A 16,538-nucleotide genomic window follows, 5' to 3' on the forward strand; every position below is an offset into this window, starting at 1 on the left:
ACACGGGTGTTTGTGACACCAAGCACCCGCGTTTTTGAATGTTATGGAGTTGTGATGGTTCTCTTTTTATGTTTTGTATGGGTTGGAGAATCAAAGATAGAATGGTTATCATCTTTTTCCGATTGTGAATTTTCTTTTGATTCCTCGGTTCGTTTGTCTTCTTCCATTATGGTTTGTTTTCCTAGTTTGCCAACGGAAAGAATGCGAAAATACCGTGGTGAAGATACTAAGTTCCATTCTCTAAAGAAAAATTTTGTAAACGTATGTTTGGGTCCATACGTTCCATTGGAAGAATCTATTTTTGATTTAATATTTGTTTTAAATTCTGTCTGTTCTTCTGCGGATAAGTTTGGAAATTGTGCAATTTCGCCATTGACATAACGAATTCTTAAAATATCCAATTCACGACGATTCCGTGAAGTCACATCATCGAAAAATTTTTGTTTGGCGCCAAAACAATTTCCGCCATACGATTCACAATTTGGTTCCAAATAAGGTAGAACATACGTTAATTCTAAATAGATACTGATGTATTCCCCAGGAGAGGGAACTTTTCCTTCAAAAATTTCGAGAACCTGAGGAACAGTATCACGATCTGAATACTGTCTTTCGATGGCCTCTCTGGAGATCCTAGTTTCTGGAGTTGTACTATTCACCTTCACTGGTTTTTTAGATTCTCCAACAATCACCTTATTTCGCATCACTTCTGTTTTAGTTTCCAAAATTTCATAGGCTTGGAAGTTAACTGGTTGTTTTGCGATGATTTCTCCTTTTTGGTTTAAGACAACAATATGATGGTCTATGATGGTGCCCGCGATGATTTCTTCAATGATGCTAATACCCGCATCTTCAAAAAATAAATCTAATTGGATAAAAGGAATTTTATTTTCTGAATATTCAACACTCACTCCTGGTTCTTGGGCGAGGGGTTTTTTGGAATTTGATTCATGGCTTGGATTTGCCTCTTGTTTGGTGATCATTTTGATTCGATTCAAATTGATTTGTTCAGATTGTTTAGGAAAAGTCGGAATCATCACCTGTTGTGGTGTTTGGCACCCCCAAACAAATTGCAAAAGGAATACGACAAAAGGAATTCGTTTCATATAGTAGAGTATCGGCAAAGGATTGCCCCTAAAATTAGGGGCAATGATGGTCTTAGATGTGTTTTGCACTCATTGGAGGAAGGATTGGTCCACTCACTTGTTGGATTTCGACATACTTTCCATTGATCAGTCTGTATGCTTTTTCAGGTTTGTCTTTTAAAAAGTAAACTGACTCAACACCTTTTGCAGTAGGAGCATCCATTCTTAAAACTTTACCCCATTCTGTGTATGTAAGAGTGATGGTTTGTCCATTCTCAGTGTATTCTTTCACTAGTTTTCCATCAAAGTCATACTCAGCCATGGCAATTGGATTACGGTCTGTCCAGAATTCAATTAAGTTGAACACAAGAATGTCCAAGAAACTACCAATTCCATACGCTATGTATAATGGAAAAATCATTAACAAGGAACGAAAGAAACTTGCTAATTTTCCTGATCCAATTTGAATCCCTGCATTAAACGAATATACTGCCTTGATAGCACCAAATTTTCCAAAACAATTGGAAAGAAGGCCGAATGACAATAACCCTACTAGAGCTGTTTTTAATATTTTTTTCATTTTCTACCTCTATGTTTTTAGTTGAAAACTAGTGTCCAATCATAAGTGAAATGGGAATGTTCTGCAAGTCGAAATGATTGACACTGGTATTTTTTCGATGATTCTGGTCTCAATAGAAGGCGAACCCATTGATCTTTTCTGATTTTGAATACTTTGTCTTCTTTCTTTTTGTCTTTTTTACTGTTTGGTATTTGTTCCCAACACTCTTTTCGAACCAATCTAAAGAGACTCGCATCTTACACATATTCCTACTCATCAGTAGTTATTTTTTCTACATGTCTTGGGATTATCGTTTTGGTGCACTGATCTTGTTATCCACGGCTATCGACTTTTATGTGGGTCTCAAACTTGCAAATGAAACGAGAGAAAAAATAAGGTATTATTTATTACTCTTTAGTTTGATCACAAACTTAGTTTTTATCCTAGGATTTTTTAAATACTATAATTTTGTTGTGACTTCTATGAATTCCGTCACCAATGTATTGTTTGGTGGTGACATGCTGCCAGTTTTAAAAATCATTTTGCCAGCAGGGATTTCCTTTTTTACATTCCAATCATTGTCTTATACGATTGATGTTTATCGCAAAGAAATTCCAGCGGAAACTGATTTTATTCGGTTTGCATTATTTGTGAGTTTTTTCCCACAACTTGTTGCAGGTCCCATTGTCACTGCAAGGACCTTTATGCCCCAGTTGTACAGTCCTAAAAAATTAGAAGAAATTGAATTTCGTGTTGCGATTCGTTTTTTTATGTTAGGTTATTTTAAAAAGGCTGTACTCTCTGATATGGTTGCACCAACAATTGATGCCATTTATGCAAATCCAGCAGGTCATCATGCTTATGCTTTGCTCATTGCAGCAGCTCTTGGTGGAATCCAGGTGTATTTGGATTTTAGTGGGTATTCGGATATGGCCATCGGCAGTGCCATGTTACTCGGGTACAAATTGCCTACCAATTTTAATTTACCATTTCTCGCCACATCCGTATCTGGCTTTTGGCGAAGGTGGCATATGACACTCAATTCTTGGTTACGAGACTATATTTATATCCCTATGGGTGGGAGCCGTGTAACTTCCGTACGTCGCAAGTTTAATTTATGGTTTACCATGTTTGTGAGTGGTGTTTGGCATGGTGCCCAATGGACTTTTGTGTTCTGGGGTTCCTTAAATGGATTTTTTTATGTTTTGGAAGAGGTTTGGAAAGAGTGGTTTCCTGACAAAAAAGAAACTACTTCTGGCCAATTTTCGTCACTCGTTCAAATTCCTATTTGGCTGTTTCAAAATGTACTCAATAATTCCATTTTCTTTTTAGGTGCGGTTTTTTTCCGCTCGCTTACTTGGGAAAATGCTTGGATCCATTTAAAAGGGATTTTCCTTTTCCAAGATGGAAATTTACGTCCCTATATGTGGAAAGATTTCCTTTGGATCATTGGTTTTCTGACGATTGGTCATGCCATCGGTTATTTTCTCTTTGAAAAGGGAAAAGGGAAAAAAATCCCTGCCAGTTTTGAATTTGCGATGTATCCAATTCTCTTTCTTGTCTTAAATTTAGCTACACCCGAAAACTCGGTTCCGTTCATCTACTTTCAGTTCTAATTTGCTTTTTTCGTTTCCAATTCTAGGAATCCATGTATTTTGTTGCTATGGAAAGTGAGCGAAGGCTTCCCAGAATTTCCCCAGGTGATTTTTCCGAATTTGAAGTCCATTTGGATCTCGAAGGGATCACTCTATTTGGAAAATTAGGAAACATTTCTGAAGAGGGACTTTGTTTTTTGGGAGAAGACGATTTACTTGGTGATGAAATCGAATCACTAGTACTCGGAAGTATTGTTTGGGCAAAAGGCACAAAACGGTTGTTTTTTGAAGGCACCATCATGTGGACCCAAACTTCCAAGATCAAAAACGTCATTTATCATATCGCTGGAATTCAATTTTTAGAAAAAATCAATTTAACTGACTCGATGCTCGCAAGAAGTTTGGAGATAAAATGAAAATATTGTTACTTGGTGGAACAGGTCTTGTCGGTAAACAAGTGTTACTTTCACTTCTATTTTACCCTCAGATCAAAAAAGTGATCGTTTGGGCTCGTCATTTTGAAAACTCATCCAAACCAAATCTTCCCATTGAAGTGATAAAAGTCACTTGGGACGATTTCCAGACAGGTAAGGTGAGTGTTCCAGATGGAATTGATGCCGTGTTTTGTTGTTTGGGTACAACCATAGGAAAAGCTGGGAGTCAGGAGAAATTTAGAGAAATTGATTATGACTATCCACTCCTTGCTGCAAAACAAGCGAAGGAAAAAAATGTCCCAGGTTTTTATATCATTACTGCGATGGGTTCAGATGCTAGCTCTTCCATTTTTTACAACCGAGTGAAAGGAGAATTGGAAAAGGAATTAATGGCACTTTCATTTCCTTTTTTAGGAATCTTTAGGCCTTCCCTTCTCATAGGAGAACGAGAAGAACTCCGGATCGGGGAAAAAGTTGGCGAGGTACTTGGTCACATCATTCCATTTGGATTATTTGGTTTAAAAAAATACAAACCCATCCAAGCAGAATATGTTGCCAAATCTATGATTTATTCCTTGTTAAAAGATAAACCTACAAATCCATCCAAACCGATGGTAAAAATTTATGAAAACGATATTCTGTGGGAGATCGGTAAGGACCATTCTTTTTGATTCCAGATAATAAACAAAAACCCTATTCCAAAACCAAATACATTATCTTAAGTTTTGTAGTTCACTTCATTGTAAGAGTTTGGTATCTTTTCGTACGAAACCAAAAGTTGATCATCCCTCAGGAATCAACAAATGTGATCGAACAAGGAAGGGATTACATCATCGCGGTGTTTCATGAAACAACACTTTCATTGTACAGGCATGCAACGCAGTACTTAAAACGAAAGAAAAAAGCGGACATGGTGGCACTTGTGTCCCAATCAAAAGATGGTGAAATTATCCACCAAACATTTGCTCGGTCAGGCCTTCGTTCCGTACGAGGATCCTCAACAAGGGGTGGAACAGGTGCATTTCGTAATATCCTAAAGGAAATGAAACAAGGAGCCGTTCCCATTTTCACCGTGGACGGGCCCAAGGGTCCAAGAAGGGAAGTAAAACCAGGTGTGATTGTAACTGCCTCTCTCACTGGATTTCCGATTTTGTATCTGCATTCCTGTTATGACCGTGCTTATGTATTTCGGAGTTGGGACCGTCATTTTTTCCCAAAATTTGGGGCCAGGCTCTTCATCCAATATGGAAAACCCTTCTTTGTTCCGAAGGGTCTCACGGAAAGCCAGATCGATGAATACGCTAAAAAATTGGAAACGGAAATGCAGGCGAACGCGGAGTCACTGGAATCTTACGTGCGTGGACTCTTTCCTGACAATTCTATTGACGTACCACCTAAAAACGAAACTTTAACCAAGTAAGGTAAAAAAAAATGTCCTCTCTTAAAAACTATATCTTCACTTCCGAGTCCGTATCTGAAGGACACCCGGACAAAGTCTGTGACCAAATTTCTGATGCCATTCTAGATGCGTATTTAGCCCAAGATCCAAAGTCCCGTGTTGCTTGTGAAACCCTTGTTACGACAAATCTTGTCGTCATTGCTGGTGAAATCACAAGTAAGGGAAAAGTAGACACACAAGAAATCGCACGAGATGTGATTCGCAAAATTGGATACAACGACATCAATATGTACTTTGATGCTGACTTTGCTGTCGTTGCTTCACACGTCCATGCACAATCTCCAGACATTGCCCAAGGGGTAAACGAAGGAGAAGGTCTCCACACAGAACAAGGTGCTGGTGACCAAGGATTGATGTTTGGATTTGCCATTGCAGAAACTCCAGAGTTAATGCCCGCTCCTCTTTATTATTCACATAAACTCCTCGAACACCTATCGGAACTGCGCCATACAAACAAAATTGAATGGTTACGCCCTGATGCAAAATCACAAGTTACAATCCAGTACGAAGACGGAAAACCAAAACGTGTTGATACTGTTGTTATTTCCACTCAACACAAACCTGGTGTGACTCATAAACAAATCGAAGAAGCGGTTATTGAAGAGTGTATCAAAAAAATGATTCCAAAAGAATTATTAACTAACACTCGTTACTTTATTAACCCAACTGGAAAATTTGAGATTGGTGGTCCACATGGTGATACTGGTCTAACAGGACGTAAAATCATCGTCGATACTTACGGTGGAATGGGTCGCCATGGTGGTGGTGCATTCTCTGGAAAAGATCCATCGAAAGTAGACCGTTCAGCAGCATATATGGGCCGTTACATTGCGAAAAACGTTGTTGCAGCTGGCCTTGCTCACAAATGTGAAGTTCAATTAGCATATGCAATTGGTGTAGCACAACCTGTATCAGTTCTTGTCGATACATTTGGAACAGGAACCATTTCTGATGAAGAAATTGCAAAACGAGTACTTGCAAACTTCAAACTCACTCCAAAAGGAATTGTAGAAGGTTTGGATCTCCTTGGAAAAGGAAGAAAATACCAAGAAACTGCTGCTTACGGCCATTTTGGTAGAACTGGAAGCACATTTACTTGGGAAAAAACTGACAAAGCAGAAGCGTTAAAAAAAGGATAATCATGGGAGCACCTAGCCAATCAACAGCGGACAAAAAAGCAACAAGAGATGCATACGGCGAAGCCTTAGTTGAGTTAGGTGCATCTAGGCAAGATATAGTCGTTTTAGATGCGGACCTTTCGGGTTCCACTAAAACTGCTGACTTCAAAAAGAAGTATCCTGAAAGATTTTTTAACGTAGGTGTCGCGGAACAAAACTTAGTTGGTCATGCGGCAGGCTTAGCTCTTTCTGGATTTGTTCCATTTGCTTCAAGTTTTGCTATGTTTTTATCTGGTCGTGCCTGGGAAGTGGTAAGGAATAGTGTCGTTTATCCGAAGTTAAACGTAAAACTTGTAGCTTCTCATGGTGGTATCACTGTAGGGGAAGATGGTGCTTCTCACCAATGTATTGAAGACTTTGCAATTATGCGTGTCATTCCAGAAATGACTGTCATTTGCCCATCTGACTTTAATGAAACCAAACAAGTGATTCATGCAATTGCTGACTACAAAGGTCCTGTTTATGTGAGAGTGGGAAGACCTGCCATTCCTGTCATTGAACGTGAAAACTACAAATTCCAAATTGGAAAAGCAGAAGTGATGTCGGAAGGTAAGGATGTTTGTATCATTGCGAATGGAGTGATGGTGAACGAAGCCATGACTGCAGTAGGACTCCTCAAAGAAAAAGGAATCCATGCCACTCTCCTCAATATGGCAACAATCAAACCTTTGGACAAAGAGGTCATCATCGCCAAAGCAAAAGAATGTGGTGCTGTTGTGACTTGTGAAGAACACAATGTCATTGGTGGCCTTGGTTCTGCTGTATCTGAACTTTTATCTGAAGAATACCCCGTTCCAGTCATCAAAGTGGGAATGAAGGATAGTTTTGGAAAATCAGGAACTTGGAGTGGACTTCTCGATTATTTTGGCCTTCGTGCAAAAGATGTAGTTTCCCACGCGGAACTTGCCATTTCCAAAAAGAAAAAATAAGGGAAGGGCTTCGGTCATGACCGGTTCCGGAGCATCCCAACCTTCTATCTTAGAAGAAACTGAAATCAAACCAACCAAAAATGACGGCCCATGGAAGGTCGTTTTGTGGGATGACGACCACCACACCTATGAGTATGTCATTGAGATGCTCATGGATGTTTGCCAAATGACTTGGGAAAAAGCCTTCCAACATGCAGTTGAGGTGGATACCCGCAAAAAAACCATCGTCTTTTCTGGAGAATTAGAACACGCAGAGTTTGTCCATGAGCGGATTTTGGAGTATGGTCCTGACCCTCGTATGAGTTCCTCCAAAGGATCCATGACCGCAACCTTAGAACAATAAAATAAAGATCGTAATTTTGATTCTATGAACTTAATTTAGAAATTTAGAATGAAATCTACTGATTGAGTAAATTTCGAATGAATGAATCATATACAAAAAAGAAACGAATCATTAATGATATGAAGTTTAATCTAAGCGAATTGTTCGGCAAATCTTTTCAAAATTTTAAGGAAGATTATACTACTTCCAGTACAAATACAAAGAATCGTAATTTCATATTATTTTTTTCTAATTTTCTGCTATCATTTTTGATCTTCATTTTGAGAAAACCGGATTCAGTTCTGAAGGCACAATTATGGGCTGAAGATGGACAAATATTTCTCCGTGATGAATGGGTTACTGGATTCCCAGATACTTTCTTTTTTTTGTATGCTGGATATATCCACTTTGTTCCTAGATTCATTGCATTTTTTGCGAATTTGTTTCCCTATGAATCGATACCTTTGGTATTTAATCTTTGTGCTATTTTCATTTCTGCTATTTCTGTTTCGATTTTTTCTCTCACTAAGTTTCGTTATATCCTAAGAAGTGATTTTTTAAGAACAATTGTGATTGTTTTACTTTGTTGTTCACCTGTTGGAATAGAATCATTTAACAATATCACCAATGTACATTTTTTCCTGTCATTGGGGGTATTTCTTTTGGCAATCATGGGTGGCGAATTAAATGGATTTAGTTATCTATTGATCACAATTTATGTATTGTTAGGAATTTTTTCTGCGCCTTTGGCCATTTGTTATGCCCCTCTATTTTTAATTCGTCCATTCCTTTTTAAATTTGATCGGAAACGTTGGGTATATCTGGTTTTGTTTGTGATTGGTTTGGGATATGGTATTTTAATGTTTTACTTGGGTTCTAGGGATTCCGTGGTTGGCATTGATTGGAATTATTTTTTAAATCCAATACATATTGAGAAATTAATTCGATTGATTGTCGCAACATACTTTATGAATACGAATTCAGTAGAATTCATTACATATCATAAGTATTTTTGGATACTCGAAGTGATCTTACTCTACTTTTATTTCAAAAAATTCAAAATACAAGGATTTCAAACTTCGATATTGTTGGGTGGATTTTTGATCACTGTTTTGATTCCAGTGTTACTTAGAGGTGGTTTGTCTTTAAACGAAGAACAGGCCACTTATATTACTTTAGTCAATGGGGCTAAGGAATCATTTTATTTTTTAAATGTCATTAATCTGATGATCAATCGGTATGGTTTAGTACCATATTTTCTGTTCTGTATTTTGACCTTTGTATTGTTATTCGAAAAAAATAAAACTCAATCCACGATTCATTTTCAAGTTTTAGTTGTGGTTGTATTTCTTTTTGTAATACGAAATTCACTTTTCATCAAACCATATGAAGATTTAAAATGGGATCAATATGCAGATATGGTTAAAAACAAAACAGATGTTTCAATCCCAGTGAATCCGATATGGTTTCCAAAAATAGAAATCAAAAAAGATTCATGGAAATAGTCAGCAATATTGTCATAGCATTGAATCCTTAGTTTAGAATTTTTAAAAGATTTGAACAATTATTTAAATGATTTATCGAAGATATTCCCAGAAAAATCCTGATATTGCGGAAGAACTAAAAAACAAAATTTGTAAATTTTTGAACTTGAGAACTCAGTGAAAGGAAAGCTATTCAGAGGAGACAATCTTCACGTAATAAGCAAAATGATTTTTGTTTTTTAAAAAAGAAATATTCCTTCAATCGATTAATGACTTGTCTTTTATTCTATAATTGAAATATCTAAGTATTTACAATATTGAAAAAACAACCGTAACTTAAATTTCTTTGAAAAAAATAAGAATGAAAAAACAAAATATTAGTAAATTTACAATCTTCAAAGCTAACATCATGAGCTGGGCAGGAAATGAAAAGATAAGTTGGCATAGGATATATACTTCGATAATTGATTCATTAAAAGTATCATGCAATAATTTTAAATCCAATTTTAGATCATGTGGTTCGATAGATTTTAAATATAATTTCAAATTGTATTTTTTCAATGCCATAATCGCATTTTGCATTTTCCATTTTCGCAAATCAGATTCATTGATAAATTCCCAATTATGGGCGGAAGATGGAGTCATTTTTTTGAAATCGGAGTGGGTAACTGGATTTCCAGAAACAATTTTTATTCCTTATGCTGGTTATCTACATTTTGTTCCAAGGCTTATTGCTTTTATTGCGAACCTTTTCCCATTTGAGATTATCCCCTTCATATTTAATTTTATGGCGATGACAATTGCTGCTATATCTGTTTCGCTATTTTCATTGGTAAATTATCGATACTTGGTGAAGAGCGATTTTCTTCGGTCAGTAATTGTGATCCTTATCTGTTTTGTACCAGTTGGTTATGAATCAATCAATAATGTAACGAATGTTCATTTCTTTTTATCTTTTGGGTTTTTTCTGCTGGCTTTGATTGGTGGTGAGCTTAGTGGGGTAAGTTATTTTTTTATTTTTGTATATTCTCTATTAGCTATATTCTCTGCGCCACTCACAATTTTTTACTTACCTTTTTATTTAATACGATTTTTTTCGTCTAAATCTGATCGATACAGTCGGTTATATGGAATTATTTTCATATTAGGGATAACCTACGGTATTGCAATTTATCTGACGGGCGCGAAACGTGAAATAGCTCCAATTGATTGGAGTTTTTTAATGAATGTAATGAATGTCGAAAAACTAATTCGAATTTCATTTTTAGGATATTTAGGTGAAGAAAACACCTTCTCTGCCCTAAGTTATGTTAAGTATTTTTGGATTCTGGAAATTGTATTATTATATTTCTTTTGTAAAAATTTTGTTCACTTTGGTGTCGGAAATACATTCTTAATTCTCGGATACATGATTGCGATATTTGTTCCCATATTGCTCAGAGGAGCGTTCGTCATTAGCGACGAGCAAGCCTTATTAGTGAAGCTTACCAATGGGAGTAAGGATTCCATCTATTTTCTAAACGTTGTTAAACTATTGTCAAGTCGTTACGGACTCGTTTCTTATTTTATATTTTGCATAATAATTTTTTCTAATATTTTGCCAGGAAAAATTTCAATGAAAACATCTAGTATTATGTTAATTCTAATTGTATTATATTTACATCTTATCAAGAATTCGGTCTTTATAAAGCATTTTGAAGAATTAAATTGGGATAGTTATTCGAAACAAGTTCGAAATAAGGAGGATATTTCGATTCCAATAAATCCAAAATGGTATACGGGAATTCATATTAGGAAAGATGAATGGAGGTAGTTTGAATTTATTTTTAGTATTAATATAAAAAAAATCTATTTGATTTTTACATCTTACGTTCTAAAGCGTAGTTCCGCTCAGGAACTAAAAGAGACGAAACAGATTCATTTGTATCGATTTTTATATTCGTAGTTGGATTGTAGGTATCTAACATTGTCTCGCCATCTACGATGAATTGGTAGTGATACTCACCAGGGAGTAATTTTTTCTCTAAGGTAAATACCCCTTTGCGATCTTTTTTCAAAAAATCATGTTCAGGGTTCCAATCATTAAAATTTCCCACTACCCGAACCACTTCTGCATTTGGTAAATAAATTTGAAATTTGACTGTACGCAGATCACGTTCTTCGTTTGCAGAATCTTCCAATACTATCGTTTTTGTTTGGCGATCTGTGTCTTTGGAGTCCAAAACAAAACGAGAATAATAAGAACCAGATCCATCTTCCACCTTATCAAAGTTTTCTGGATCATAGGTGAGTAGGCCGTTGACTCGAAATTTATATTCGTAAACATGATCTTCTTCGTAACTGTCTTTGATTTGGTTTGGTTCGATGACTGTGTAATAAATTCCATATTGGTTCCGTTTCATTTCGGCACATTCCCAATTATTAAAACTGCCACAGATTTCCACAGATTCATCTCTAAGGCCATTATAGGTGAAAAGAATCCCTCGGTGGAGAAGGTTCCCGCTCGAAACATAGGATTCGACATCAAGATAACGAATGTAACGTGGTGCGATGTTTTTCTTCAGACTTTCCAATTGCCAAAGGTAATAAACCGTGTCTTGGTCTTCGGTTTCATCTGACATTTCGAGTTCTCCAGAAGAAAAACTGCCAATCCAATCCATGCCATCGTCGGCAAAAATTCCAATACCTGTCAAAAAGAGTAAAATGAGGGCAATTCGGATGAATTTGGATTTCAACATAGTGCAGATGTCTCTTGTGTCCTTTGTCTTTATTTTCGGCAGGATTGAAAAAAGAGCGTGAAAGGTTTTTTGATTCGAGAATCATCTGACATAATAAAAAAAATATTCTGTCATTTTAAGAAGGAGCCGATAATTCATTAGGAATAGACCTTCGCATGGCTGAGCCGATAGACAAATTGAGTCCGGAAGAAATCACACAAATCGAGACGATGTTTTCGGCTCTCAATAAGAACCCTATGTCCTCGGAAGAGCTCAACCCGATGGCGAAGGTCTTACGTGAGAAACTAGGCTATACCAATCCCTTTTCTGGCAATGAAGAGCCAGAACCTACTGACGAAGAACCAAATGATGCTCTACCCGATGATTTCGGTGGGGATGATGCGACTGCAGGTGACACCTCAGATCCATTTGCCGGTCTTGATGATGATGACGATTTTGGTCCACCCAAACTTTCCAGTTCTCAACCTGAAGAAGACGATGGGATTGATTTAGATGAATTATTAGGTGAAGATAGTCCTAAACCCAAAGAGACAACACCTCCTACTGATACTGATTTTGATGATTTGGGAATGGATGCCCCCTCAGATGTTACGTCTGGGAATGAGGATCCATTTTCTACACCTGCGGGTGACGATACCGATCCATTTGCAAACCTTGGTTCTCCCAGTGACTCTGAGGCAAGTACCGATGATCCCTTTGCCAATTTAGATGCAATTGATGAAGCACCTATTGAAGAAACAAAGGCTCCAGAAATTGGTGACGATCCCTTTGCCAATTTAGGGGGCGATGACGATTCAATTCCTAAAACAACCGACGAAGACTTGTTTGCTGGATTTGATTCAGGTTCGGAAGAACCACAAGGCACTGGTGATGATTTTGATTTTGGATCTGGTGCTGAAACTCCTTCCGGTGATGATCCTTTTGCTGATATGGGATCTACCCCATCCGATGCAGATTCGGGTGCTGGTTTTGGGGATGACCCTTTTGCAAGTTTAGATTCTCCTTCCTCTGATGTCCCTTCGGGTGATGATCCGTTTGGAGATCTTTCCACACCTGCTTCTTCCAGCGAATCTTCGTTTGGTGACGATCCATTTGCCGATATGGGATCCACTCCAGCCGCTTCCGATGTTGGTGCCGATTTTGAAGATGATCCTTTTGGAAGTATGGAAACACCATCCACTTCTGCTAGAGAACCAGAACCTGCAGATATAGGTGGCGGATTTGATGATCCATTTGGTGACTTGGGTGTGGGAATGGAACCACCGAGTCTTGATGATGATTTAGCCGCTCCTTCATTTGATGACCTAGCACCATCCATCGATGATATGCCTGTTTCTGCCATGGATGATTTTGGTGGAAATGATGAAGGCCCAGGTGGATTTGAAGAAGACCTCATGTCACTTGGCAAAGAGGAAGAACCAGAAGAATCTCTTGAATCCAGTTTAACGGATGAAGAACTTGCGGTCATTCAGTCTGAGTTACTTCGGTATCCTCCAAAATTAAGACGAACCATTATTGATGCGATAGTCAACCAACGCATTCCTGTTCGGAACCAAAAAGAAATCATTGAGCTTATCAAAGCTCAACAAAAACCGGAAGACATTGCAAGTTTCTTAAGTGGCCTTCTTGGCGAACGTGTGGAACTCAGTGATTCTAGTGGAAAATTTGCGGCAGATGGAGTTCCCATCATTGCAAGTAAAGATGCTTACACCAAGGAAGGTGCTGCTCGTAAACGTGAGTTAGTCAGAAGGACAATTTTATCTTCTGCTGCAGCTATCTTTTTGGTATTTGGAATTGTTACTTTATGGAAGTATGTAATCGTTCCTTACCGTGCTAAAGCGCAGTATGCTCTTGGACTTGAAAAAATAGAAGAATACAGTTATGAAACTGATGCCTTAGAAAAGAAAAAATTACTCGCTGATGCTGAGAATTATTTTATCAAAGGGGAAGAGATTTTCCCACATAACTTAGAGTTTTTGAATAAATATTGTACTGCATATACGAAAGCTGGTTTGTATGAAAGAGCGTTTGAAAAATGTTTTGGAAAGGTAGAACCCGATTTTGGTTATGAACCAGAAGACAAGGAACATAAACGTGCTTGGGAAAATCGTAAAGAAGTTCCAAACATCAGTTTTGCAAAAAAAACGGAATGGAATGATGCAGGTGTCGAAACTGCAGGTAGAAGACCACTTCCCGAATTAGCATTTTATTTAACTTCTCAAGATAAAGTTCCAAGAAAGGTTTTAAAAGCAGGTGCCTACATTGCATCTCGCCTCAAATACAATGTCCATGATATTGATACTTATATTGCACTCGGAACCTTTCATTCCTTTCACAGAAAAGACTTTATAGAAGTTCCACCTGGAAGTAATCGCAAAAAATACAAAAATGATCATCTCGCCATCGAATACTTCAAACGAGTGTTTACCGATGGGGGAGACCCTGATAATGTTGATGCCATTGCTGGTATTGCAAAAATTTTCTATAACAAAGAAGAGTTTGGAACGGCTGTTAAATACTATAACGATATCATTGAAAAGTATCCAAAAAATCCAATTGGACACGGTGGAATTTTATCTACATATATTGAAATGTGGAAACGTGACAAAAACCCACAATATGTTTTAAACCACCATAGACAAGTTCGTAATGCTTTAAACATTGAAGACGAACTTTCACTATTTGTTTTGGCAAAACTTGCTTCCTTTTATATTGATTTAGATTCTGAAGAAGTACGAATCAAATACAACATCAATCCTGAAGACCAAGTCACAGGAATGGAGATTGATGATAACGTAGAATACCTACTAAACATTGCTTATGGCAAAGACGGTGGTTCAAAATTTGCGGAAGGGTATTACCAAAGAGCACGTTTTTATTTCAAAAAAGAAGAAGCAGCTCGTGCTCTAAAACAATTAGAATTAGCATCAACTTATGATATCAGACATTATTTGGCAGTTTTACTTATGGCTGAATATTATATCCAAACTGAAGATTATGATGAAGCTGTTAAACTTTTAAAAGAAGCAGATGATCGATACCAAAACTATCGTGATCGATTGGGAGAAAGGGACGAAGACGAAACCTTACTCGAAGGAAGTCCAGGAAGGATTTCGTTTAACTTAGGCAAAATTCAATTTTTGGAAGCAGCAGGGATCAACGTAACAGACAACATACGAGAGTTTCCTGGCAAAAAAATCTATCCAGAACGAAGTATAGGAACTCTTTCTTATGAAGAAAAAGAAAGACGAAATGGTCTTTTTATGGCGCGTGAATCATTTCTCGCAGCTCTTGACCGTGATATTTCCAAAGATCCAAAGATAGTTAGAGAATGTTATTATTATTTGGGTTGGATTGATTATAACCATGGTGACTTTGCACAAAGTTTAGATTTTTGGGCAGAACTCCCAGAAGAAGATATATACAATAATCCTACCTTACTCTTTGGAAAGGGAAATGCATTTTATTATACAAGACAATACAATGCAGCACTTGGCAACTATCTGAAGTTAAAGGATGATTTTGAACTGAAGGAACAAAGCCTTGGTCGAATTGACACTGAAAACTCTGATCATAGAGAAGTGTATGAGACATTAACGGCTCTTTACAATAATATAGGTGCAGTGTATGAGAAAAAACAAGATACCATCAATGCACTCAAATACTATTGGAAAGCAATGGAAACAGCACGTAAAATAGGTTCCGTAAGCGAAATTGCAAATTCGAATAAGGATTTGGTTTTTGCTAGAGCCAAACTAGATAGAGAACCATTGTTAGAAGACTGGTTAGCTCCTACGCTAGATCGATTGGCTCAGATTAAAAAATAAACGTTATTGTTTGCGAAAACGTTCGCGAATTCCAAGTAATAGAAAGTAAAACGTTTCCCACATACGTCGGATTCGGTATGGTCTTGCAATGATGCGCCACAACCAAATTAAACCTCTTTCCTTGAACCATTCAGGTGCTTTTTTGTCAGCACCAGATAACATATCTAAGGCGCCACCTACACCAATCACAACAGCTTTACCAAAATAACCAGTGTTGTTTTCAATCCAAATTTCTTGTTCAGGGAAGTCCATAGCAAGGAAAATGATATCAGGTCCAGTTTTACGAATGGCTTCTTTCACTCGCATTTCACGTTGGCGATCTAAATGGCCTGCGTGCCTACCGACAATACGAACTTTCGGAAAGTGCCTTGTGAGATTAAAATAAATACGTTCTACGATTTCGTCTTTTGCGCCAAAGATAAAGGCTGTGAACTCTTTGAGTTCTGCAAGTCGGATCAGGTCCATCATCACTGCAATTGGTGTGACTCTTTCTTTTAATCGACCCTTTGTCATCCAACCAATTCCTGCCCCTTCTACTAAAATCGTACCTGCTTTTTCAGCGATACGGTGGAGCGATTTTTTAGGGCGCATCCTCATCAGTTTGATTGGATCTAAGAATAAAACATGGTGCATGCCTTCTTTTTTTTCAAGCACGCGGAAAAGTTTCGCAATCGCTTCATCTGTTGTGACATTGTCTATTGGAATTCCTAAAACATTCAATGTTTCTAACTTGGAAACATCGATATTTTGGTATTCTAGTAGTATATCTCTCTCGTCTTTTGAGGAATTGTGAACGATTTCGCTCAATTGCTTCATGTAGCCAGGTTTTCCTTTCCTATCTAAAGCATTATGTCCAGTACCCTCTCTTGTCGCCTCTAAATTTTTAAAAACTTTCGTTTTTTCACTTGGATTGGAACCGAGAGGAGGAGAA

General features: G+C 37.5%; 14 protein-coding genes. 10 read left to right on the top strand and 4 right to left on the bottom strand.

Annotation, left to right across the window (positions count from 1 at the left end):
• Positions 1 to 41: 41 nt before the first annotated feature.
• Positions 42 to 1,103, bottom strand: coding sequence for a hypothetical protein (locus tag DI076_RS16150; RefSeq protein WP_108960754.1), 1,062 nt, complete (start codon positions 1,101 to 1,103; stop codon positions 42 to 44).
• A gap of 52 nt (positions 1,104 to 1,155) precedes the next feature.
• A complete protein-coding gene (locus DI076_RS16155; protein ID WP_108960755.1) occupies positions 1,156 to 1,662 on the bottom strand; it encodes a DUF3332 family protein in 507 nt (168 codons plus the stop codon).
• Between the two features lie 128 nt (positions 1,663 to 1,790).
• Here DI076_RS16155 and DI076_RS16160 point away from each other — a divergent pair, with 128 nt between their 5' ends.
• The 9 genes from DI076_RS16160 (at position 1,791) to DI076_RS16205 (ending at position 10,855) form a co-directional block, all read left to right on the top strand.
• Entirely contained in the window at positions 1,791 to 3,257 is a 1,467-nt protein-coding gene (locus DI076_RS16160; protein ID WP_108960756.1) for an MBOAT family O-acyltransferase, read from the top strand.
• Between the two features lie 32 nt (positions 3,258 to 3,289).
• A complete protein-coding gene (locus tag DI076_RS16165) occupies positions 3,290 to 3,652 on the top strand; it encodes a PilZ domain-containing protein (RefSeq protein ID WP_108960757.1) in 363 nt (120 codons plus the stop codon).
• Positions 3,649 to 4,341, top strand: coding sequence for a Rossmann-fold NAD(P)-binding domain-containing protein (locus DI076_RS16170; protein WP_108960758.1), 693 nt, complete (start codon positions 3,649 to 3,651; stop codon positions 4,339 to 4,341). Before DI076_RS16165 ends, DI076_RS16170 begins: the two co-directional genes overlap by 4 nt.
• Positions 4,338 to 5,090, top strand: coding sequence for a lysophospholipid acyltransferase family protein (locus tag DI076_RS16175; protein ID WP_108960759.1), 753 nt, complete (start codon positions 4,338 to 4,340; stop codon positions 5,088 to 5,090). Before DI076_RS16170 ends, DI076_RS16175 begins: the two co-directional genes overlap by 4 nt.
• 11 nt (positions 5,091 to 5,101) lie before the next feature.
• Positions 5,102 to 6,268, top strand: a complete 1,167-nt coding sequence (gene metK, locus DI076_RS16180; RefSeq protein WP_100717569.1) for a methionine adenosyltransferase — start codon at positions 5,102 to 5,104, stop codon at positions 6,266 to 6,268.
• Between the two features lie 2 nt (positions 6,269 to 6,270).
• The gene (locus tag DI076_RS16185; RefSeq protein ID WP_108960760.1) at positions 6,271 to 7,236 is read left to right on the top strand and encodes a transketolase family protein; all 966 of its coding nucleotides are present in this window, start codon (positions 6,271 to 6,273) and stop codon (positions 7,234 to 7,236) included.
• A 16-nt stretch (positions 7,237 to 7,252) separates the two neighbouring features.
• Complete coding sequence (locus DI076_RS16190) at positions 7,253 to 7,579, top strand: ATP-dependent Clp protease adaptor ClpS (RefSeq protein WP_108961024.1); 327 nt, start codon at positions 7,253 to 7,255, stop codon at positions 7,577 to 7,579.
• A 77-nt stretch (positions 7,580 to 7,656) separates the two neighbouring features.
• Positions 7,657 to 9,063, top strand: a complete 1,407-nt coding sequence (locus DI076_RS16195; RefSeq protein WP_108960761.1) for a hypothetical protein — start codon at positions 7,657 to 7,659, stop codon at positions 9,061 to 9,063.
• Positions 9,064 to 9,403: 340 nt separating this feature from the next.
• A complete protein-coding gene (locus DI076_RS16205; protein WP_135358396.1) occupies positions 9,404 to 10,855 on the top strand; it encodes a hypothetical protein in 1,452 nt (483 codons plus the stop codon).
• Positions 10,856 to 10,901: 46 nt separating this feature from the next.
• Here the strand turns inward: DI076_RS16205 and DI076_RS16210 are convergent, their stop codons facing one another.
• Positions 10,902 to 11,780, bottom strand: a complete 879-nt coding sequence (locus DI076_RS16210; protein WP_108961025.1) for an early set domain-containing protein — start codon at positions 11,778 to 11,780, stop codon at positions 10,902 to 10,904.
• A 155-nt stretch (positions 11,781 to 11,935) separates the two neighbouring features.
• Between DI076_RS16210 and DI076_RS16220 the strand changes: the two genes are divergently transcribed.
• Positions 11,936 to 15,607 carry a hypothetical protein gene (locus tag DI076_RS16220; protein WP_108960764.1) on the top strand — a complete coding sequence of 1,224 codons (3,672 nt, stop codon included), beginning with the start codon at positions 11,936 to 11,938 and terminating at the stop codon, positions 15,605 to 15,607.
• Between the two features lie 3 nt (positions 15,608 to 15,610).
• Here DI076_RS16220 and DI076_RS16225 read toward each other — a convergent pair whose 3' ends face one another.
• Positions 15,611 to 16,423, bottom strand: coding sequence for a WecB/TagA/CpsF family glycosyltransferase (locus tag DI076_RS16225; protein ID WP_108960765.1), 813 nt, complete (start codon positions 16,421 to 16,423; stop codon positions 15,611 to 15,613).
• Positions 16,424 to 16,538: the final 115 nt, after the last annotated feature.

This window comes from Leptospira ellinghausenii (assembly GCF_003114815.1).
Classification (GTDB): domain Bacteria; phylum Spirochaetota; class Leptospiria; order Leptospirales; family Leptospiraceae; genus Leptospira_A; species Leptospira_A ellinghausenii.